Annotated in this window: 16 protein-coding genes; 6 read left to right on the forward strand and 10 right to left on the reverse strand. The window is 50.9% G+C overall.

Translation table 11 applies throughout. The features are described from left to right. The first annotated feature begins 529 nt into the window (after positions 1-529). The 4 genes from dnaA (at position 530) to gyrB (ending at position 6,867) form a co-directional block, all read left to right on the forward strand. On the forward strand, positions 530-1,996 hold the full coding sequence (dnaA, locus tag HALTITAN_RS04330) for a chromosomal replication initiator protein DnaA (protein ID WP_009286359.1): 1,467 nt from the start codon (positions 530-532) through the stop codon (positions 1,994-1,996). A 60-nt stretch (positions 1,997-2,056) separates the two neighbouring features. Beyond that, positions 2,057-3,160 carry a DNA polymerase III subunit beta gene (dnaN, locus tag HALTITAN_RS04335; RefSeq protein ID WP_022521028.1) on the forward strand — a complete coding sequence of 368 codons (1,104 nt, stop codon included), beginning with the start codon at positions 2,057-2,059 and terminating at the stop codon, positions 3,158-3,160. Between the two features lie 125 nt (positions 3,161-3,285). Next, a complete protein-coding gene (gene recF / locus HALTITAN_RS04340) occupies positions 3,286-4,389 on the forward strand; it encodes a DNA replication/repair protein RecF (protein ID WP_009286361.1) in 1,104 nt (367 codons plus the stop codon). Positions 4,390-4,446: 57 nt separating this feature from the next. Next, on the forward strand, positions 4,447-6,867 hold the full coding sequence (gene gyrB / locus HALTITAN_RS04345) for a DNA topoisomerase (ATP-hydrolyzing) subunit B (protein ID WP_009286362.1): 2,421 nt from the start codon (positions 4,447-4,449) through the stop codon (positions 6,865-6,867). Positions 6,868-7,123: 256 nt separating this feature from the next. On the opposite strand, the gene gmhB is transcribed toward gyrB, so the two are convergent. The 3 genes from gmhB to glyQ all read right to left on the reverse strand — a co-directional run bounded on the left by gmhB (position 7,124) and on the right by glyQ (position 10,865). After that, on the reverse strand, positions 7,124-7,672 hold the full coding sequence (gene gmhB / locus HALTITAN_RS04350; RefSeq protein WP_039857858.1) for a D-glycero-beta-D-manno-heptose 1,7-bisphosphate 7-phosphatase: 549 nt from the start codon (positions 7,670-7,672) through the stop codon (positions 7,124-7,126). Positions 7,673-7,839: 167 nt separating this feature from the next. Continuing rightward, positions 7,840-9,906: a glycine--tRNA ligase subunit beta gene (gene glyS / locus HALTITAN_RS04355; RefSeq protein ID WP_009286363.1), complete on the reverse strand. Its 2,067-nt coding sequence runs from the start codon at positions 9,904-9,906 to the stop codon at positions 7,840-7,842. Next, on the reverse strand, positions 9,906-10,865 hold the full coding sequence (glyQ, locus tag HALTITAN_RS04360) for a glycine--tRNA ligase subunit alpha (RefSeq protein WP_039857861.1): 960 nt from the start codon (positions 10,863-10,865) through the stop codon (positions 9,906-9,908). Before glyQ ends, glyS begins: the two co-directional genes overlap by 1 nt. Before the next feature lie 109 nt (positions 10,866-10,974). Between glyQ and rfaD the strand changes: the two genes are divergently transcribed. Together rfaD and waaF are read left to right on the forward strand one after the other, a co-directional pair. Beyond that, positions 10,975-11,931, forward strand: a complete 957-nt coding sequence (rfaD, locus tag HALTITAN_RS04365; RefSeq protein ID WP_039857862.1) for an ADP-glyceromanno-heptose 6-epimerase — start codon at positions 10,975-10,977, stop codon at positions 11,929-11,931. Then, positions 11,924-12,967, forward strand: coding sequence for a lipopolysaccharide heptosyltransferase II (gene waaF / locus HALTITAN_RS04370; RefSeq protein WP_009286366.1), 1,044 nt, complete (start codon positions 11,924-11,926; stop codon positions 12,965-12,967). Before rfaD ends, waaF begins: the two co-directional genes overlap by 8 nt. On the opposite strand, the gene HALTITAN_RS04375 is transcribed toward waaF, so the two are convergent. The 7 genes from HALTITAN_RS04375 to HALTITAN_RS04405 form a co-directional block, all read right to left on the reverse strand. After that, positions 12,957-14,537, reverse strand: a complete 1,581-nt coding sequence (locus tag HALTITAN_RS04375) for a sulfatase-like hydrolase/transferase (protein ID WP_101148389.1) — start codon at positions 14,535-14,537, stop codon at positions 12,957-12,959. The genes waaF and HALTITAN_RS04375 overlap by 11 nt on opposite strands. A gap of 170 nt (positions 14,538-14,707) precedes the next feature. After that, positions 14,708-15,679 carry a glycosyl transferase family 90 gene (locus tag HALTITAN_RS04380; RefSeq protein ID WP_027958487.1) on the reverse strand — a complete coding sequence of 324 codons (972 nt, stop codon included), beginning with the start codon at positions 15,677-15,679 and terminating at the stop codon, positions 14,708-14,710. 5 nt (positions 15,680-15,684) lie between these two features. Continuing rightward, entirely contained in the window at positions 15,685-16,722 is a 1,038-nt protein-coding gene (locus HALTITAN_RS04385; protein ID WP_035538012.1) for a glycosyltransferase family 4 protein, read from the reverse strand. Between the two features lie 3 nt (positions 16,723-16,725). Beyond that, the gene (locus tag HALTITAN_RS04390) at positions 16,726-17,508 is read right to left on the reverse strand and encodes a glycosyltransferase family 2 protein (RefSeq protein ID WP_022521019.1); all 783 of its coding nucleotides are present in this window, start codon (positions 17,506-17,508) and stop codon (positions 16,726-16,728) included. Continuing rightward, complete coding sequence (locus HALTITAN_RS04395) at positions 17,505-18,659, reverse strand: glycosyltransferase (protein WP_027958486.1); 1,155 nt, start codon at positions 18,657-18,659, stop codon at positions 17,505-17,507. Before HALTITAN_RS04395 ends, HALTITAN_RS04390 begins: the two co-directional genes overlap by 4 nt. Further along, positions 18,656-19,600, reverse strand: coding sequence for a glycosyltransferase family 8 protein (locus tag HALTITAN_RS04400; RefSeq protein ID WP_027958485.1), 945 nt, complete (start codon positions 19,598-19,600; stop codon positions 18,656-18,658). The genes HALTITAN_RS04395 and HALTITAN_RS04400 overlap by 4 nt, the downstream gene beginning before the upstream one ends. Beyond that, positions 19,597-20,970 carry an O-antigen ligase family protein gene (locus HALTITAN_RS04405; protein WP_009286370.1) on the reverse strand — a complete coding sequence of 458 codons (1,374 nt, stop codon included), beginning with the start codon at positions 20,968-20,970 and terminating at the stop codon, positions 19,597-19,599. Before HALTITAN_RS04405 ends, HALTITAN_RS04400 begins: the two co-directional genes overlap by 4 nt. Positions 20,971-21,022 lie beyond the last annotated feature (52 nt).

Raw genomic sequence — 21,022 nt, forward strand, 5'->3', positions numbered from 1 at the left:
CGTTATTCCCACGTGGTTTAGGACGGAAAGTGAATTCCAAAAAGCCCGGTCCAGTGAGGAACTAGCCGGGGAGATTCAATTCAAGACCGGAAATTGTAGAGACTTCCTCTGCTGGGTGCAATTTTTCCTTGCATAAAAGCGTTATCACGCCTCAACCAGCGTGCTTGATACGGAAAGAGTAGCCATTAATAAAGTCACTATTATTACTAATAGGTAGTTCTAAAACTGTTGTTATTAATAGTGGGGATACTATTTGTGGATAAGTGGTTTTAAACGATATTTTTCAATTGCCTATAACAATAAAAAATCTGTGTGTAAGTCCCGTATAAGCCGTCTACAAGGTGTTGGCGAGATGTGATTAACCCGTGTGTAAGACACGTATTTAACGATTATCCCCGTCCCTCCACAAGGTTTTCCCATGGGCTCATCGCTAGTTGTCCACAGGCCAATATTGAGGGCTAAACCCGTGTGGATAACCGAGGCTTTGGGCGCTACAATGGTCGGCCGTTTTCAACCGATGGTGAGATGAGTGTCACTGACGCTTTGGCAACAGTGCCTGGACAACCTGCAGGATGAGCTGAATTCACAGCAGTTCAATACCTGGATACGCCCGCTGCAGGCAGAAGAAGGAGAGTCCAACGAGCTGCGCTTATTGGCGCCGAATCGTTTTGTGCGCGATTGGGTGAGCGATAAGTATGCCAAGCGGATTAGTGAGCTGATGCGTGAACTCGCACCGGCCAAGCCGCCAAAGGTCAGCCTGACGGTGGGTAGTCGCCGTTTGGCAGCCCAGGCCCCTCAGCATCGTGATTTAGGTAATCCTGTATCGGCTTCGCCGTCGCGGCCAGCATCGCCAGCGGTACATACGCCGCCACGCGGCGATATTGCTGATGAGCGTGAAATCGATAGGCTGTGCGATGAAGCGCCGAGTCGGCGTAATAATGAACGTCAGGTACAGGTAGAAGGCAGTCTGAAACATGGCAGCGGGCTCAATCCGAATTTTACTTTCGATACGTTCGTGGAAGGTAAGTCTAACCAGTTGGCTCGTGCTGCCTCCCGCCAGGTGTCTGAAAACCCTGGTGGCGCTTATAACCCCTTGTTTTTATACGGCGGCGTAGGCTTGGGTAAAACCCACTTAATGCATGCAGTGGGGAACGCATTGGCAACCCGGCGTGAAAACGCCCGGGTGGTATACCTGCACTCAGAGCGGTTTGTCGCCGATATGGTTAAAGCGCTCCAGCTTAATGCGATTAATGATTTTAAGCGTTTTTATCGCAGTGTTGATGCGTTACTTATTGATGACATTCAGTTTTTTGCTGGAAAAGAGCGCTCTCAAGAAGAGTTTTTTCATACCTTCAATGCGTTATTAGAAGGTGGTCAGCAAATGATCCTGACCTCTGATCGCTATCCTAAAGAGATCAGTGGGGTAGAGGAGCGCCTTAAATCACGCTTTGGTTGGGGGCTTACGGTCGCGATAGAGCCGCCTGAGCTTGAAACCCGTGTGGCCATCTTGATGAAAAAGGCCGACCAGGCTAAGGTCGATTTGCCTCACGATGCGGCTTTCTTCATTGCGCAAAAAATTCGTTCCAACGTGCGCGAATTGGAAGGTGCGCTGAAAAAAGTCATTGCTGATTCGCACTTTATGGGTAAAACGATTACCCAAGACTTTATTCGTGAGTCTCTGAAAGATCTGTTAGCGCTTCAGGATAAGCAGGTAGGGGTAGATAATATTCAGCGTACGGTCGCCGAATATTACAAGATTAAGGTGGCGGATCTGCTTTCGAAGCGCCGTTCACGCTCAGTTGCCCGCCCTCGTCAGGTGGCGATGGCGCTTGCTAAAGAGCTCACCAATCACAGCTTACCTGAGATTGGCGATGCCTTTGGCGGGCGTGACCACACAACGGTGTTGCACGCTTGCCGAAAAGTGAAATCATTGCAGGAAGAGAGCGCGGATATTCGTGAGGATTACAAGAATTTACTGCGCCTGTTGACCAGTTAATCATTCCATGGGACGGGCCTGTTATACGCAGGTCTTTCAGGATATAGAACCGGAGTATTGATGAAATTTTCGATTTCCCGAGAGGCGCTGCTACGTCCGCTGACTCTGGTCGCTGGTGTTGTTGAGCGCCGTCAAACGCTGCCAGTACTGTCTAATGTGCTGATTCAGGTAGAGGGTGACCAGGTGTCGCTCACCGGTACTGACTTAGAAGTCGAGCTCGTGGGCCGCACGGTGGCAAGCCAGGTCGATCAGGCGGGCTCCGCGACAGTGCCAGCGCGTAAGCTGATGGATATCTGTAAATCATTGCCCGATCAGTCCGACATTCAGCTCGCCGTTGAAGAGGGCCGCGCGGTACTACGCAGTGGCCGTTCACGTTTTACGTTGTCGACGCTCCCGGTCGCTGAATTCCCCAATATCGAAGATGCGGACGGCAGCCAGGAGATTAGCGTACCCCGCGGTACCCTAAAGCACCTGATAGAAGCGACCTCGTTTGCCATGGCGCAGCAGGATGTGCGGTACTACCTCAACGGTATGCTGCTGGAAATTCAAAGCAATTTGCTTCGCACGGTCGCTACTGACGGGCACCGTTTGGCGATGTGCTCGCGGCCAATCGAGGTCTCTGTGAGCCAGTCTCAAAAGTTGATTGTGCCCCGGAAGGGGATTTTAGAGCTGTCGCGCTTGCTAGACGATAGCGATGAGCCTGTCAGCTTAACGCTTGGCTCCAGCCATGTGCGTGCTCATACAGGCGACTTTACCTTCACCTCCAAGTTAATCGACGGTAAATTTCCTGACTATGAGCGTGTCGTGCCGCGCAATGGCGATAAAGTATTGATTGCCGAGCGTGCGGAGCTTCGCCAAGTACTTTCACGTACTGCTATCCTCTCTAATGAGAAGTACCGTGGAGTGCGCCTTTATCTTGAAGAGAACAACCTTAAGGTAATGGCCAACAACCCCGAGCAGGAGGAAGCGGAGGAGAATATCGCCGTTGAGTATAACGGCGGGGCAATGGAAGTTGGTTTTAACGTCGGCTATTTAGTTGATGTACTAACAGTGCTAAATGAAGATCGCGTGCAGATTACCCTGGCCGATCCCAATAGTAGCGCGCTGCTGGAAGAGCCCGGCGGCGGTGATGCGCTTTATGTCGTTATGCCGATGCGCCTGTAAACGCTTTGGGCGGGTAACAGCAATACGTAAGCAAGCTACGTTAGCGGCGCTTCTGGTAGCAGAAGCGCCGCTAACGCGTTGGAATACTCCCTTTTTTCGAGGATATTTTAAGTGGTGATAATAGGATGAGCCTGACACTGCTTAATTTCCACGCTTTGCGCAATCTCAGACCGGTTGAGATGACGCCCTCTTCGCATATCAACGTCATTAGCGGTGCTAATGGCAGCGGTAAAACCAGTCTGTTGGAGGGGGTACATATTCTTGGCATGGGCCGCTCTTTTCGTACTCGCCAGTTAAAAAACGCGATCCAAACAGATGAGCCGTATATGACGCTGTACGGGCGTTTAAGTGGTGAGCCTGAGGTTACCCTTGGTGTGCGTCGTTTAAGAGCTCAGCGGGAGCTGGAGCTTCGTTTAAAGGGAGATAAAAACGCTCGGTTGGCGGAACTGGTAGAGGCTATGCCGCTTCAATTAATTAACCCAGATGCTTTTCGATTGCTTGAAGGTTCTCCAGCCGGACGTCGTGAGTTTCTCGACTGGGGCGTGTTTCACGTGAAACATGACTTTTTAGCAATCTGGAAGCGCACCCGGCGTGCGTTGAAACATCGGAATGCACTGCTCAGGCGTGGTAGAATACTACCTCAGGAAATGGCGGTGTGGGAGCATGAACTAGCCCTTTGGGGTGAACAGATGGACTCGTTACGCCGTGCTTGGTTTAGTGACTTTTTGCCTGTCTTTGAAGAGACACTTAAGGTGTTGCTTCCCTTGCCGGGATTATCGCTTCACTACGCCAGAGGTTGGGATAAAGAGCGAACTCTTGCGACTGTGTTACACGATAGTCGGCCAACTGATCAGCAGATGGGGTTTACTCAGCAAGGTCCGCAGCGCGCTGACTTACGTATCAGGATAAACAAACAGCCTGCTGTAGAAGTGCTTTCCAGAGGCCAGCAAAAGTTAGTGGTGAGTGCATTAAAGCTTGCCCAAGGGCGGTTTCTGGAAAGAACAGCACAGCGGCACTGTATTTATCTTATCGATGATTTGCCCGCAGAACTTGACGAGCAAAACCGTTACCAGTTTTGTGGTTTACTCGAAGATATGCAGTGCCAAGCATTTATTACCAGTGTCGAACCTTCTGCATTGAAGAATGCCTGGCGAACTGATACCCCCGTAAATATGTTTCACGTGAAACATTGCAAGGAGGGGTTTAGTGGTTTAGAGAAAGTCAGCTAGCGCAGGAAGAAGGGTAGGACGATACAGGATGAGACAGACTTCACAACGGAGTGGTCAATGAGCGAGCAGGCTTACGATTCATCAAGCATCAAGGTGCTCAAGGGGCTGGACGCAGTGCGTAAGCGGCCAGGTATGTATATAGGTGACACCGACGACGGTACTGGGCTCCACCACATGGTCTTCGAATTGGTGGATAACTCCATCGACGAGGCGTTGGCTGGGCATTGCAGTGAAATTCGCGTTGTCATCCACCCGGATGAGTCGGTCACCGTGAGTGATAACGGCCGTGGCGTACCTACCGAGCTTCATGAAGGGGAAGGTGTTTCCGCTGCAGAAGTTATTATGACGGTTCTGCACGCAGGCGGTAAATTCGATGATAACTCCTACAAGGTTTCCGGTGGGTTGCACGGCGTCGGTGTTTCTGTTGTCAATGCGCTTTCCGCTGAGCTGCGCTTAACGATTTGGCGTCAGGGTGAAGTGTTCGAACAAATGTACCGTCACGGTGTTCCTCAAGCACCATTGGGCGTTGTGGGCAAAACCGAAAAAAGCGGTACCCGGGTTCACTTCCGCCCATCGCCAGAAACCTTTGGCAATATCGAGTTCCATTTTGATATTTTAGCCAAACGGCTTCGCGAACTATCCTTCTTGAACTCTGGTGTGGCTATCCGTTTACTGGATGAGCGCAGCGGCAAAGAGGAGCTGTTTCACTACGAAGGTGGCTTGAGAGCCTTTGTTGATCACCTCAATACCAATAAGAGTGTGATTAATCCGGTATTCCACTTTAACGCTGTTCGTGATGACGGCGTTGAAGTAGAGGTAGCCATGCAGTGGAGCGAAGCCTTCACTGAAAATATTTTCTGCTACACCAATAATATTCCGCAGCGAGACGGCGGGGCGCACTTGGCGGGGTTCCGGGCAGGGCTTACCCGTACGCTCAATAACTATATTGAAGCTGAAAACCTGCTGAAAAAAGCCAAGGTGAATACCACGGGCGATGATGCTCGTGAGGGGCTAACAGCTATTATTTCAGTTAAAGTCCCGGATCCTAAGTTTTCGTCTCAAACAAAAGATAAGCTAGTCTCCAGCGAAGTGAAGACAGCGGTTGAGCAGGAAATGAGCCGTCTCTTTTCCGAGTATCTTGTTGAAAAGCCTAACGAAGCCAAGGCGATCGTTAATAAGATGCTGGATGCCGCGCGTGCACGTGAGGCGGCACGCAAAGCGCGGGATATGACCCGCCGCAAAGGCGCGCTGGATATTGCCGGTTTACCTGGCAAGTTGGCGGATTGCCAAGAAAAAGACCCCAGCCAGTCAGAGCTTTACTTGGTGGAGGGTGACTCGGCAGGTGGCAGTGCCAAACAGGGCCGTGACCGCCGTACACAGGCTATCTTGCCGCTCAAAGGTAAAATTCTGAACGTGGAAAAAGCACGTTTCGACAAAATGCTCTCCTCTGCAGAAGTGGGCACGCTTATCACTGCCCTGGGTTGCGGCATTGGCCGTGAAGAGTTTAACCCCGATAAGTTGCGTTACCACTCGGTTATTATCATGACCGATGCCGATGTCGATGGATCGCACATTCGTACGCTGCTGTTGACGTTCTTCTTCCGTCAGATGCCGGAGTTGATTGAGCGTGGTCATATCTTCATCGCTCAACCACCACTTTATAAAATTAAGCGCGGCAAGCAAGAGCTTTACCTGAAAGATGAACAGGCGATGGTGGATTATTTAACCACCACGGCCTTGGATGGGGCCGGCCTGCATGTTAACGCTAATGCACCGGGTATTTCCGGCTCACAGCTTGAAGCGTTAGTGAACCAGTACCGCAACGTGATGAAGCGAATTGATCGCTTGTCGCGGGTTTATCCTAATGAAGTACTTAAGCAAATCGTTCATGCTTCGGCACTGAAAGGTGAGGAGAGCCTGAAAGATCGTGTGACCATGCAGAACTGGATTGATGAACTCCAGAAGATCATGGATGACATGGTTGCCTATGAAGGCGGGCCCCGTTACCACTTCCATCTCCACGAAGATTCTGAGCGCGGGCTTTTCCTACCTACCGTCTCGCTGGTTGCTCACGGTGTGACGACTGAGTATAGGTGGGGCCTCGACTTCTTTGAAAGCGCCGACTATCGCGGTATCGCTGAGCTGGGCGAAACCCTGGATGGCTTCCTGGAAGAGGGCGCCTTTATTGCCCGTGGCGAGCGGCAGAAGCCGGTATCGCACTTCTCGGAAGTACTGGCGTGGCTAATGCAAGAGGGCCAGCGCGGGTTGTCTGTACAGCGCTATAAAGGCTTGGGTGAAATGAACCCGGATCAGCTCTGGGACACCACCATGGATCCCGATAGCCGCCGCATGCTGCGGGTGACGATCGAAGATGCCGTTGGTGCCGATATGATGTTCAACACCTTGATGGGTGACGATGTAGAACCGCGCCGTGACTTTATTGAGACCAACGCGTTGGTGGCAAATTTAGACGTGTAAGGTGGATTGCATTCGTTAAGATGTTTCACGTGAAACACTGCTTTAACGATCCTTAGCCTCAATATGGTTTAATGCCACTATGATAGGCGTCGCTATGAATTTCATAGCGACGCTTTTTTTATTCATAGATAGATTGACAGGATCAGGATACGTGTAGCAGAAGCAGAAGAGGGTAGTTAGTTTCAGCCAAATTTCTCATGCAACAGTTACTCATGCAACGCAGAGCGATCATGACTACCAGCTCGGTGTCGCTTAGTTATTTAATGAGCCATTCAACAAATTGCGCTAAATCATCGAAGATATCGCTCTTTTCAAGACCAGCGCCTGCTTGCTCCGTTTTACTTCCCTTTCCAGTTCTGACCAGCGTTGTTTCGCAACCTACGGCTTCGCCCGCCTGGAGATCGCGAAGGCTATCACCGACCATCCAGCTTCCCGTTAAACTTTCTAGCCCCAGGATCTGCTGGATCTGTATTAGCATTCCTGGCAATGGTTTACGGCATTGGCAATTATCATTTGGCCCATGGGGGCAGTAAGCAATATGAGCAATATGCCCGCCTTCCGCTTCTACTAACGAAATTAAGTGTTCATGCATCGTATGGAGGGTTGCTTCATCATAATAGCCTCGGGCAATCCCGGATTGATTCGTTGCGACGGCAACGGTGTATCCCGCGCGGGTGAGGCGGGCAATGGCAGTGATTGAAGAGGGGTAGGGTACCCACTCCTCGAGAGATTTGATGTAGTTATCAGAGTCATGGTTGATGACGCCGTCTCGATCCAGGATGACAAGGTTATCGGCACTTAGCATAGTGATCCTATTGGTACGGTTGTCGGCGATACTTTCTGCCCGCGAGATTTAAGACTATTTTACCCCGATCTAACAAAGATGTTTCACGTGAAACACGTACTCCCCAAACAATAAAAAAAGCCCAGCCGTTAGGGCTGGGCTTGGATTTGCGATCCATTAGTCGACGACTACTGAGGGAGCAGCGAAATATCGGCGACTTCTAAAAACAGCGCTTGAAGGCTTGCAAGAAGCGCTAACCGATTACGCTGAATAGCCGGGTCATCCGCCATCACCATTACTTGGTCAAAGAAGGCATCCACTGGATCTCGCAGTGTGGCAAGTGCGTCGAGTGCACGCTGGTAGTCACCCGCAGCAAATAGGGGTGCCACCTGTGCTTGGCTACCTGTCACAGCGTCGAACAGTGCCCGCTCGGCATCTTCCTGCAGCAAGTGTTGATCGACCTGTGTGCTGCCGTCATGCTCCTGCTTGCTTAAAATATTCGAAACGCGCTTGTTAGCCGCCGCCAGCGCTGTGGCTTCGTCACGCTGGGCAAAGGCCTTCACAGCGCGCAGGCGGCGAGCGAAGTCGAGCGGGTTTGTGACTGGGCGCGCACGAACAGCAAGGTACATTTCTGCGCTGATGCCTTCATCCTGGCCCCAGGCGCGGAAGCGATCCAACATGTACGTCAGCACGTCCTCAACCAGCCCGTCAGCTTTGGGGAGGCCCGGGTGCTGCTCAGAGGCAACCGTAAGCAGCTCGCGCAGGTCAAGATCCAGCTCGCCTTTGACCAGAATGTTAAGCACGCCAATCGAAGCACGACGTAAAGCGAAAGGATCTTTCGCACCGGTTGGGCGTTGGCCTATCCCGAAGATGCCTACCAGGGTATCCAGTCGATCCGCCAGGGCTAATGCCTTGCCTGTAGCACTTTGGGGAATCGCATCAGTAGCAAAGCGGGGCAGGTACTGCTCTTCAAGGGCTTGGGCAACCTCCGCGGGTTCGCCATCTTGCTGCGCATAGTAGCGTCCCATAATGCCCTGAAGTTCAGGGAATTCGAGCACCATCTCCGTCACAAGGTCGCACTTGGCGAATGCCACGGCGCGCTGAGCGTGAGCCACGTCGCCATTGATACGTTCGGCAATAAATGTCGCAATAACCGAACTGCGGCGAGCTTTATCCGCCAGGGTGCCTAGCTGCTGCTGGAATACCACGCTCTCTAACTGTGGGATGCGTGACGCTAATGTGTACTTGCGATCGGTGTCGTAGAAAAACGCTGCATCGGCTAAGCGCGGACGAATGACTTTCTCGTTACCGGCAATGACCTGGTCGGGGTCAGCGCTGTCGATATTGGCAATGGTGATAAATAGCGGTTTCAGCTTGCCAGCGTCGTCCAACAGGTGAAAATATTTCTGGTTAGCCTTCATCGAAGAGATCAAGCACTCGGCGGGCACTTCCAGAAAGCGCTCATCAAAGCTCCCGGTAAGGGCGACTGGCCATTCCACCAAGCCGCTCACTTCTACCAGAAGCTCTTCGTCGATAACCGCATTGGCCTCCTGCACTTCGGCCTCTGCTAATACCTGTTCGCGGATGCGCTCGCGGCGTTGCTCACGATCCACCAGTACATAGGCATTTTCCAGCGTAGCCACATACTCATCAGCGTGCGCCAACTGAATGGCATCAGGGGCGTGGAAGCGGTGACCGTAGGTCGTGCAGCTAGCCTCTAGGCCAAGTGCCTCGGCGGCCACTACGTCGCTACCGTAAATGGCTACCAGCCAATGAACGGGACGGGAAAACTCAACCCGTGAAGCGCCCCAGCGCATGTTTTTAGGCACAGGGAGGGTGCTGATTGATTTGCGGATAATCTCAGGCAGCAGCGCTTGAATAGATTCTCCCTGCTGCTGCTCACGAAAACCTAACCAAGTACCTTTATCGGTTTCTAAATGAATCAGCTCGTCGACGCTTACACCGCAAGAGCGGGCAAAGCCTTCCGCGGCTTTAGTGGCAACGCCATCCTTAAAGGCAGCCGCCAGCGCTGGGCCACGGCGCTCAACGTCACGATCAGGCTGTTTGTCGGCCAGTTCATGCACCTGTACCGCTAAACGCCGTGGTGTCGCAAAAGCGGTAACGTTGGTGAAGGGAACATCGGCTTCTTGCAGGCCTTTCTCGATGCTCGCGGCGAACGCATCGGAAAGAGCGTCCAGGGCCGTGGGCGGCAGCTCTTCTGCACCTAGTTCTAGTAAAAGCGTATTAACAGCCATTAGTCGTCTCCCTGATCGGCGAGTAGTTCGCGGCGAAGTATTTCTGGCGCCATGGGGAAACCTTCGGCCTTACGCGACTCAAAGTAAGCAGTGGCGACATCCCGGGCCATAGTGCGAACGCGCAGGATAAAGCGCTGACGCTCGGTGACCGAGATAGCGTGACGGGCATCTAATAGGTTGAACGTGTGTGATGCCTTCAGGACTTGTTCGTAGGCCGGCAGCGGCAGGCTGGCAGCGAGCAGCTTGCTGCACTCTTTTTCCTGATGGTCAAAGTTAGCAAATAGCTGATCGACATCGGCATGTTCGAAATTGTAGGCGGACTGTTCGCGCTCGTTTTGCAGATAGACATCGCCATAAGTCACTTTGCTGCCATCGGGGGCAATGGCCCAGACGAGGTCATACACACTGTCGACGTCCTGCAGGTACATGGCGATGCGCTCAAGCCCATAGGTCAGTTCGCCGGTGACCGGATAGCATTCGATGCCACCGGCCTGCTGAAAGTAGGTAAACTGGGTCACTTCCATGCCGTTTAACCAGATTTCCCAGCCCAGGCCCCAGGCGCCCAAAGTAGGAGATTCCCAGTTATCTTCGACAAAGCGCACATCGTGAACCAGCGGATCAAGACCCAGGCGTTTGAGTGAGCCCAGGTAGAGATCCTGCAAGTTGCTTGGCGATGGCTTCATCACCACCTGGAATTGGTAGTAGTGCTGAAGGCGGTTAGGGTTCTCGCCATAGCGGCCGTCAGTAGGGCGGCGGGAAGGCTGTACATAGGCAGCATTCCAGGTTTCGGGACCAATCGCCCGCAGGAAGGTAGCGGGGTGGAAGGTGCCCGCGCCGACTTCCATATCGAGCGGCTGAAGGATGACACAACCCTGTTCTGCCCAGTACTGCTGCAGAGCAAGGATCAAGCCTTGAAAGGTCGACACATCGGGTGTCGATTGGTTTGTCGAGACACTCATCGCGGAAAGCACCGTTGGCCATGAATTCATAAGGCGTCAAGTATACAATCCTAGGCAGATGGGTTATAGGCACGTATGCCAACAAGCTGCTTTAGGTAAGGAGAACAGTATGATTGTGGTAACAGGCGGTGCCGGTTTTATCGGGGCCAACATAGTTAAAGCATTGAACGCCCGCGGTCGAAACGATGTGATGGTCGTTGACGATCTACGCGATGGTACCAAATTCGTCAATTTAGCCGACTGCACGCTGGCTGATTATCTCGATAAAGATGATTTCCTCGCCAGGGTAAAAGCTGCCCTGCGCGGTGAAAGCGTCGAGCTACCTAAAATCGATGCTATTTTCCATGAAGGCGCCTGCTCGGATACTACCGAATGGGATGGCCACTACATGATGGAGAATAACTTCGAGTACTCCAAAGTGCTGCTTAATTACTGCGAGCAGCAGAGTATTCCTTTTTTATACGCCTCGTCAGCCGCCACCTATGGCGGCAGCGAGGTATTTAAAGAGGTACCCGAATGCGAAAAGCCGCTTAACGTTTACGGCTATTCCAAGCTGCTGTTTGATCAGCACGTGCGTTCGCGCTGGAGCGAGTTAACCACTCAAGTAGTGGGCTTTCGTTACTTTAATGTCTATGGCCCCCGTGAACAGCACAAGGGCAAAATGGCCAGTGTGGCCTATCACAACCACTTGCAAATTCGTAATGGTGAAACGCTCAAGCTGTTTGGCGGCTATGACGGCTACGAGGCAGGCATGCAGAGTCGTGACTTTGTTTATGTGGGCGATGTAGTCGATGTGAATCTTTGGTTTTTGGATCATCCTGACAAGTCAGGAATCTTCAATCTTGGCACTGGTCGGGCTGAACCTTTTAAAGCCATTGGCGAGGCGGTTATCGACTTTTACGGTAAAGGTGAGATCGACTACATTGCCTTCCCCGAAGAACTCAAAGGACGCTATCAGAGCTATACCCGAGCTGACATTGGTCAGCTACGTGAGAGCGGCTGCGATGTTGAGTTTAAAACCGTTGCTCAAGGGGTGAAGGCCTACTTGGGGTGGTTAAATGGCTAATTCAGCTCAGCGCTTGCTGGTGATTGGCCCTTCGTGGGTCGGTGACATGGTCATGGCACAAAGCCTGTTTATGACCTTAAAAGCCCGCCAGCCAGGCGCGACGATAGGGGTGGTTGCACCAAAGTGGTCACAGCCTATTTTAGAGCGTATGCCCGAAGTGGATGAAGTGCTGCCGCTGGCAGTGGGGCACGGTGAATTTGGCTTGGCCAGCCGCCGTGAACTGGCCAACCGTTTGCGTGGCCGTTTTGACCGAGCCATTGTCTTGCCACGCTCTTGGAAGGCAGCGCTGGTGCCCTTTATGGCGCGCATTCCTGAACGCATAGGCTTTTTAGGCGAACACCGCTATGGGCTTCTCAAGGAGCGCCGCAAACTCGATAAACAGGTGCTGGATCAAACGGTAAAGCGCTTTGTATCGCTCGGCCTGCCTCTGGAAGAAGCGGCTAGCGGCGCCTTTGCGCTGCCCAAACCGAGACTGCAGATTGACCGTGATAACTTGGTCAATTTGCGGCTAACTCACTCGCTTTCTTCGCGCACGGCGATTGGTATGATGCCGGGCGCTGAATACGGTCCCGCCAAGCAGTGGCCGGTCAGCTACTTTCACAGCTTAGCCAAACGGCTGGTGGAAGAGGGTTTTGAAGTACGCGTACTCGGGGGGGCAAAGGATCACCCGGCGGGCGAGGAGATCACACAGGGGCTTTCCCATGCCCATAACCTGTGTGGTAAGACGCAGCTGGCTGATGCGGTCGATCTGTTGGCGGATTGCCGGCAGGTAGTCACCAACGACTCGGGGTTAATGCATGTGGCTGCAGCGGTAGGTGTTCGTGTCCATGCGCTGTATGGCTCCTCATCGCCCGCCTACACGCCGCCGCTGACTGATAACGCCGTCATTCACTACCTAGCGCTCTCTTGCTCTCCTTGCTTTCAGCGTACCTGCCCATTGGGGCATACCAATTGCTTGAATCTGCTCAGCGTTGAGCAAGTCTACCAACAGATTCACGCGGCTCATCAGTGGGAGAGCGTGATCGTTAATGGATGAGCTCGACTTCGTCTGCCGCGTCAGCAGGCGTCTCTAGGGTTTGCTCTTGAGTAACTTCTTGAGAAGGCTCGTCGGACTCACGCCGCTGAGGGGATATGCCCTCCCAAAGGCGGTGCTGAAGCGCCGTCTCTTCCCGTAAACGCTCATTAAGCACTTCGATACCGTGGGCCTCTACCAGCGTACGATTATTACTGAAAAGCGAAGTGCCCAATCCAGCGCGGTCGCGCTCTAAACTAAAGCCCAGCGCATCGAGTATCGTGGGGAAAACATCCAGCATGGTAGCGTCTCGGCGAATACGCTGTGGCTCGATATCGTTGCCGAGCATTATCAGCGTGTTGTCGCGGTCTAGCGCGGTCAATTGATCCCACACAGAAACGCGCATCGTCAGATGGTCGCTCAGTATGACCACCAAGGTATTATCGAGAAGACCCTCAGAATCCAACCGTTCAACCAAATCTTGAGCCAGCCAAGTCGCGCATTCCACCGAATAAAGAATATCCTGGCCGTCAAACTCTCCTTGACGTTCCACGCACGACTGGGAGGGATAACCATTAGGCGCATGACCCGCCAGATTGAGGCTAATTACACCCCAGGGGCCGCTATTCTGGCTATCTAAATGCCGGATCTCATCGGCGGTGATGTCATACAGCGTGTCGTCATACAGGCCCCAGCTATTTACATACTCAGGATTCTCTAGCAGGGGCTCTAAATCTTCACGTCCTTTCACCGTATCGAATTGGTGGCCGCGATAGAATAGTCCTTTACCCGCGAATTGTGTGCTAGCACCGCCTAGATAGCTTAGTTGGTAGCCCTGTGCAGCAAGAATGTCGCCGAGACAATCGACCCCGGGAACAACCTTGGAAAGAGGCTCGAACTGGCTGTCGTGAAGGAGTCCAGCAGGCATCAATGGCACGCCGCACTGGCTGGCAATCATGCCCGCCATTGTCCAGCCCGTATTATCCATCTGGCGCACGCCCTCAAAAACGGCACCTCGTTCCCCTAGGGCGTTGAGACTGGCGTAGGCATCCCCAAATATGTCATTAGAGTAGGTACGCTCTATGCTTTCCAAATACAGAATGAGTAAGTTAGGGGCGTCCCTAAGTTCCTCGGCAGGGGGCGGCTTGTAGCGTCGATCCAGCCAGGCGCCGTCATCAGTGACAATGGCCGCGCTGCGTTGGCTTATGCCATAAAGTAGCGGGTTGCTAGCCAATAATATAATAGCGAAAAAGCGCTCGGCTAACCGCCAGCGCTGGTCGTGGCGTGATAGCCACGTCACGGCCGCCAGTACGCCAATCATTATTAACGTATAGAGCACCGCGGAAATCATTTTGCCTGCGCCACCATGCTTGGCTATGCCTGCCTGGAGGTGAAAAAACACCGCACCCAAATCGACAATGCCAAAGCTGTCCGCCAAGTAAACGTACACACCCCAAAGACTTAACGGTACAAGCGACCAGGGCCACATTTTACGATAGCGAGCATTGGCAGGCTGGCCCCAGCGCAGCTTAAGCCCCACACCAATCCATGCGGCCGCTACTAAAAATAGCGTCCACCAGGGCAGACGGGTCATTACCGTGACCGTGTAACCCAGGCTGAGGCCAATTAGTGTCAATGCAATGGTGGCTAGCCTAGCGGTATCCCATGCAATGAAAGAGCGATAACGTATGATGACATTTACCTAATATAAACAGTGAAAAAGGGGACACTACAGAAAATTGATAGCTCTGATGATAACGGCTACTACGGGAGAAGTTGATGGGTGCGCTCGAAATATTTCTGCATAACCAAAAGACCCATCAAGCGTTCTTTATCAGCATTCATAAATTGAGCGAAGTAGCGGTTAGCATTACCGATAATTTTTTTTGCCGCCACGGGGTTTTCAAGGTAATAGGTGACTTTCTCCTCAAGGTCTGAGTAATCATCTTTGAGCTGCACATAGTGATAGTCAGGTAACAAAGTGCCTTCCATAAACCATGTTTCAAAGCGCGGTTGTCGCATAAAACAGAGTGAATTAGAGGCCATTATCCATTTGAGATTCGTTGCAACATCTTTGCCTTCGATACTGAGTACGAATTTATATTTCAGTTGCTCCAGTACCGACATAAATTGGCTATGCCAGGGCTGACCTTGCGCATTTTTGTGAATATCGCCCACATTACATAGCGGGTGATCATAAAAGTCTCGAATGAATTGTCGCCGATGTTCTTGATGACAAGAACCACGCCATACCACAAGGTCAAGCTTGTCATCATAGCGGTGAGGGTCTTTCACCGTGTAGTAATGACGAACACGGTTTAACTTAAGTAAAACTGAGTTTTGATTGTGGTCATTAATGGGCCGGCTTTTCACTAAGGTAGGTGCATCCGGCACGGTGGTTACATCACCAAAGCGATGGCAGAAGCGTAGTTCAGGCGGAAAATAGCGCAGCACACTGAGCAAATCCAAGTAATAAGTGCCGCTTTTCTCGCGTTTGAAAATAGATAAACTTATAGCCTCCTTAGGCAGTTCAACGTTGTTTTCCAGTTGATTACAGTAGTTAACTCGGAGAAGTAACTGCTGCTGCTCCTCTTTTGACAATTGCTTTAATGAGCGAAGTAAATTTAATCTTTGCCGTTGCAGAAACGTACTGGGAATTAGGCGGTGAACGGTATGTTGCGCATAAAAGCCTAGTTTATGAAGATTTTTATGCGCTTTTGCAGAAGCTGCAAGCATAATCATTAACTCACTATTGTTTGATAGAGGTGCCAGTACGCTGCAGTCATTGACTGAGGGCTATAATAATCTAAACGTTCAGTGGCTCCTTGGGCCAATCGTTGCCGAAGAGCGGGATCCTGCCTTAATCGCATAATGTCGTTAGCCAGTGCATCGGCGTCGCCGGACGGTATCAGCAACCCCGTTTGTTCGTGCTTGACGATATCGGGTATGCCGCCAACCTTGGTAGCAATGACAGGAACGCCTAGCTGCATGACATCCAGCAGCACAGAGCCCAGGCCTTCATTGCGTGAAGGAAATGCAAACACATCCAGGCCAGCTAGATAGTCGGCAATATTGCTTTTAAATCCCAGCCAGGAAACATTGCTAAGTGACGAGGATTCTGCTTTTAGCGTTTCTGCATCTTCACCGTCACCTAGAAAAATAAACTGTATATCAGGCGCTTGATGCTCAAGCTTCTGCGCAGCCTGCAATAGCACTCGCTGACCTTTATGACGGTCAACCATGGCGCCTGCATGGCCGACCAAAAATTTATCGGCAAAATCATTGCGAAAACTTTTGGTCGCCTCAGGCGAGGGCGTTAAGCGCGCATAGGCACTGGGTATCAAGGTAACGTCGCCACACTGATTGTCTTCCAGCAGACGCTTTATGACGTGGGAGAGGGCAACCCTGGCGGATGCTTGAGAGTAACACTGCTGATTAAACCACTTACGTTTGACGGGCGAGTCGACACGGCGTGTAATTAAATAGGGCGTGCCTTTTAAACGGTAGTGTAAGTAAGCCCAATGAACGCCTTTTGCATCGTGGGCATGTACCAGCTGTGTCCCGCCGAGATCAAAATGCCCCGCTAACTGGTGATTGGCTGCTTGAAAGTTGAGTCGCGCTACACTCTGCAGGTGCTGGCGCATGGGCGAGTCTCGACGGCAAACCAGCGTTTGTGCAATATCGTTTGGTGCATGCTCTGCTAACGTTTTAATTAATAACTCAGTTTGACGCTCTCCACCGCGAAAACCACGCGCCAAATTTACATGAGTAATATGCATCAATCACCAAACCTTATTAAAGTCTTCCGCTTCAAGCACTTTGGGATCGCGTTGATATTCGAGTAGCTTGGCATACTTCAAGTAGCTATTGAGACCTGCGCTGATCGCAACGGTCATGCCGTCTACTCCGCCCATGAAGCCTCGCTGGAATATGTATTTGCGTACAAAGGCATTCAGGCCATGCGCAAACGGTGAAAAGGAGTTGGCCCGCTTCCCCTTTTGAAACATGATTTTGGCCGCACGACCGCTGAAGTTTCGCCCTGGCTTGGCAAATAACTGACCTAAGTTAGCAAAGGAGTAATGCACTATATCTGCGTTAAGTCGCTTGGGGTTGGCAGCCCCTATGCTGGCATGCTGTTTTACATCAGCAAAGCGAGCATGGTGCCGGTTGTAGAGCCGAATACAGTAATCGGGATACCAGCCACAGACTCTAATCCAGCGTGAGCCAATCATATTGCGGCGACGAAAGGCAAAGGCGTCATGCTCGGTTGCAGCTAGGTCTAGTTGTCCAATCGCTTCGACCATCTCTGGCGTTAGGCGTTCATCGGCGTCTAAGCTGAGCACCCAGTCGTACTTTACGTGCGCTAGCGCGATATTTTTTTGAACGCCGTCACCTAAATAGGCTTGTTGAACCACCTTGGCACCTAACTCACGCGCGATAGCGGTGGTGCGGTCTTGGCTGCCTGAATCCACCACAACGATGTCTTCACATACTTGGCGAGCGGAAGCAATACAGTCCGCAATATTGGCTTCTTCGTTAAAGGTAATAATATTAGCCGATATCATGAAGCAGGCATCTCTTGCAAAAAGGCAGTAGTAATGTGCGCTGGAGAAAAACGTTCCAGCCAACGTTCATCAATAGCATAGCCGTCAGCATCAAGAATGGCATCGACACGGGCTGCTAACGCCTCCGGTGTCATTTCACAAAGGTAAGCTTCCAGCTCATCGGCCATAATATCACGTACCCCGCCTGGGCAATCGACCGAGACAATCGGTGTTTGGCAGGCCAGCGCTTCAAGTAATACGATGCCAAGACCTTCGTGGGCAGAGCTCAAGATGAATAGGCGTGCATGATGCATCCAAGGGTAAGGGTTTAGTTGGCGACCGGTAAACGTAACCCGTGCCGCAATACCCAGCTCAACGGCTAGTGCTTCCAGTTCTTTGCGCAGTGGCCCCTCGCCGACAATCACCAGCGGAAGCGTTGTGCGCATCTTGGCGTACGCCCGCAGTAGAAGGTGATGGTTTTTCTGCGGTACCAAGCGGGCTACATTGAGTAGATATGGAGAATTGGGCCGCTCCGGAAAGTCTTCGCACATGGCCTTTCGGATAGACTCTAAAGGGCATGGATTGGTGATGGTTCTCAGCGAGGACGGCTTGACTTGTAGCGTCTGCATGGCAGTGGCGATTTGCTTTTCGACGCCGTGGGATACGGTTACTAAGTGTTTGTTATGAAAAAGACAGCGTGCTTTTAGTCGCTCTAGCCAAGGGGCATGACTTCCGGTAGTTTTGACGATATTTTCCAGAACATAACAGGCGCGGGGGTCTTGGAAGGACCATACCGTTTCAAAGGTACCAATGCCGCGGAAAATGATCCGATCAAAAGCGCCATATTGGCGCTCAAGGCGACGTACTTCGCGACGAAAAAGTTTTCCACCCCACCAGCCTGATAATAAAAAATAGCTTTTCCTTAACACGCTATTGAGCAGGCGTGCTACCACCTCAATAATGCCGCCTACACCCGATCTCCACATGGCACGAGACAGTGCGAAATGGTGAACTTTGACTTGCTCATTGCTCGGTTCTAGCTGGGGGGGGCGCGGTTTAAAGTACATCAAATGGCTCTCATGGCCGTGTTCCGCAAAGGCGTCCGCAAGGTTCACCGCTACCCGTTCCATGCCACCAATTTTTAACGTACGCACGACAATCAATACCTTCATGTGGGCGAGTCCTTTTGGTGGGGCGGAAGTTGCATCACAGGACTGCACTGCAACCGCTGGCGACGCCGCCGATTCTTAAACCACGCCAGCATTTGCTTCAGACGTCGTTGCAGGGAAGGATGAGTAGCTTGTACAGATGTCTGCCACGGTGTTAACGAAAGATAGTGCCGATACAAATAGGCAAGCGGGTGGCGGCTGTCGGCGTGCCATGGTTTACGTGCGCCAATAAAATGTATGATCGCGGGTTCACGGATAGCGTGTTCAAGTTCCTTCTGCCAATCAGCATAGTGAGCTGCTTTTTTTTCTACGGCCGGATAAGCGTATGGCTGCATATTCCAGCGCATGGGTAGTCGATACCAGTCTTGGAAAATGAGATTTAATGCGTCCTGATCGGGATAACTTAAGGTGTAATCGTGCTGCTTTAATATTTGCTCTACTTGATCTAGCACATTGCGAGCTTTCCATCCTTCTAGATCCACCAGAAGGACGCCGGAATTAAAATAGTGTTGATAACCAAGGCCCATTCTACTCTGCTCGGTTCCTTGTAGATTAGCCACACTAGCGATGGGAGCGCCCTGTATGTCGAATGCCAACAAATTGGCGATATCGTCTAGCACTACAAGGTCACAGTCTAAATAAATAACTTTCTGGCAGCTTGGTGGCAGCCAATTGTGCATGCCTAGGCGCAGCATGGCGGCAGGCCCAAAACGGCCCAATGTTAACTCGGGCCAGCGACTATTCTCAGCTTCAATGATTGTTAGCTCAGCAGGCAGTGTCGTAAACCAGTTGTGCAGCTTTTGATGAGTATTTGCAGATAGTTTGTATCCTAATATATAGAAATGCAGCGCCTCAGGTGTCTCGCTGTGACAAACGGTTGACGCTATCACGGCAGCGGCTTTATCTATATAAACCTCATCGGAGCACAGGACAATATTAATCATTTGCGATCCTTTTCTGATATAACAGAAGGTGTTGAACTGTTAGTGCGCAATGTGGGTTTCCATATATGGACGAGGCCGCCCGCCATAACAACATTAAACAGAAATACACCTGTCCAAAATATCAAATATGATTCAAAAAGATTAATCACACTCCAAAAACATAGAAAAGCATAGAGAAATAGCAGGACATCACCTGGCATATCCCCCCGCTTCCAAGCAAACCATGCGTTTGCTATAAACCACCCTAGTAGATAAAAGTAAGCAGCTAGACCTAACAAGCCATACTGTAGTGTGATTTCAAGATAGAGGTTATGTAGATGACCAAAATTTAAAGCTTGATAGTGTGCTTGATTATATTGGATGTTATCAAATAGATAATCAATTCCTTGCTCACCCCAGCCTAGCAAGGGGCGTTGGGCAATCATATCGATCGCGGCGCGCCAACTATATAGTCGCTCCCCTACACTAGAGCGTACTTCACTGGTTGATAGGGGAACAGAACTCCAGTCACCTCTCAGTAGTGCCTGAATGGTATCCAATTCTGCAGTAGCTCTTTCAATGACTAAAGAGCTATTGGTAATAATAAGAATCGCCAGGCATGCTGATAAAATAAAAAATATGAGTAGATATTTTTTTGAAAAACTTTTCCGATGCTCAATAAAGATTAAGAAAAGTGCCGTTAATAAGCCTGCTATCACACCCAGCCAAGTGGCGCGAGTTTGTGAAATGATAACGCCAGCTATAATGATAATAAAAGCGAGTACCCATAAACTTAGTTTGCCATAGTGTTGTAGAGGAGCCCTTAACAGCCGTGGTAAAAAAATAAGCAATCCAAGCAGTACTGTGCCGAAAAACATCGCTGAATGCTGAACGTTACGAATACCAAACCCAATGCGTTCGCCGAGAAAACCACGCTGAAAATCAGCGAGGCCATCGCCAGCGATCCATGGCGCCAATACGACAGCTGCGCTAGCAATACTCCAGAAAAGTAGCGTGTTCTGTGTGCTGCCAGCAAGCCACCATGCAAATATAATAAATACAAACAGTCGGGCAATGTGATCCAGTTTAGGGTAGTCACCTGCCAGATCAGGAAGTGCTAGTGTTAAAAAAAACCAATGACACACTGCTAATAGTAAGGCCCACCAAAACATATGAAAAACAGGGTGTTTCCATACTGGTGCGGCATAAATTTTAATGCTAATTAAACCAGAGACAGATAGTACTAATTTATTGAAGTCGCTAAAATCATCAAAGTGAGGCTTTGAAAAAACATAAAACAACGTAGTTAATACGCCTATCGCTATTAAGGGTAGGGGCGTTTTTCCAAAATAATGTGTTTCCCATAAGCCTGAAGGGATCTTTCTTAACATATACTCAGTTTCTCAGTTGTTTTCTGCATCTATGAAAAATTAATGTTCATTG

The organism is Vreelandella titanicae BH1, assembly GCF_000336575.1.
In the GTDB taxonomy this organism is placed as follows: domain Bacteria; phylum Pseudomonadota; class Gammaproteobacteria; order Pseudomonadales; family Halomonadaceae; genus Vreelandella; species Vreelandella titanicae.

Excerpts from the sequence above, each read along its gene's own strand:
- dnaN (WP_022521028.1), top strand. The coding sequence starts at position 2,057 with ATGAAATTTTCGATTTCCCGAGAGGCGCTGCTACGTCCGCTGACTCTG.
- recF (WP_009286361.1), top strand. The coding sequence starts at position 3,286 with ATGAGCCTGACACTGCTTAATTTCCACGCTTTGCGCAATCTCAGACCG.
- gyrB (WP_009286362.1), top strand. The coding sequence starts at position 4,447 with ATGAGCGAGCAGGCTTACGATTCATCAAGCATCAAGGTGCTCAAGGGG.
- gmhB (WP_039857858.1), bottom strand. The coding sequence starts at position 7,672 with ATGCTAAGTGCCGATAACCTTGTCATCCTGGATCGAGACGGCGTCATC.
- glyS (WP_009286363.1), bottom strand. The coding sequence starts at position 9,906 with ATGGCTGTTAATACGCTTTTACTAGAACTAGGTGCAGAAGAGCTGCCG.
- glyQ (WP_039857861.1), bottom strand. The coding sequence starts at position 10,865 with ATGAGTGTCTCGACAAACCAATCGACACCCGATGTGTCGACCTTTCAA.
- rfaD (WP_039857862.1), top strand. The coding sequence starts at position 10,975 with ATGATTGTGGTAACAGGCGGTGCCGGTTTTATCGGGGCCAACATAGTT.
- waaF (WP_009286366.1), top strand. The coding sequence starts at position 11,924 with ATGGCTAATTCAGCTCAGCGCTTGCTGGTGATTGGCCCTTCGTGGGTC.
- HALTITAN_RS04375 (WP_101148389.1), bottom strand. The coding sequence starts at position 14,537 with ATGACCCGTCTGCCCTGGTGGACGCTATTTTTAGTAGCGGCCGCATGG.
- HALTITAN_RS04380 (WP_027958487.1), bottom strand. The coding sequence starts at position 15,679 with ATGCTTGCAGCTTCTGCAAAAGCGCATAAAAATCTTCATAAACTAGGC.
- HALTITAN_RS04385 (WP_035538012.1), bottom strand. The coding sequence starts at position 16,722 with ATGCATATTACTCATGTAAATTTGGCGCGTGGTTTTCGCGGTGGAGAG.
- HALTITAN_RS04390 (WP_022521019.1), bottom strand. The coding sequence starts at position 17,508 with ATGATATCGGCTAATATTATTACCTTTAACGAAGAAGCCAATATTGCG.
- HALTITAN_RS04395 (WP_027958486.1), bottom strand. The coding sequence starts at position 18,659 with ATGAAGGTATTGATTGTCGTGCGTACGTTAAAAATTGGTGGCATGGAA.
- HALTITAN_RS04400 (WP_027958485.1), bottom strand. The coding sequence starts at position 19,600 with ATGATTAATATTGTCCTGTGCTCCGATGAGGTTTATATAGATAAAGCC.
- HALTITAN_RS04405 (WP_009286370.1), bottom strand. The coding sequence starts at position 20,970 with ATGTTAAGAAAGATCCCTTCAGGCTTATGGGAAACACATTATTTTGGA.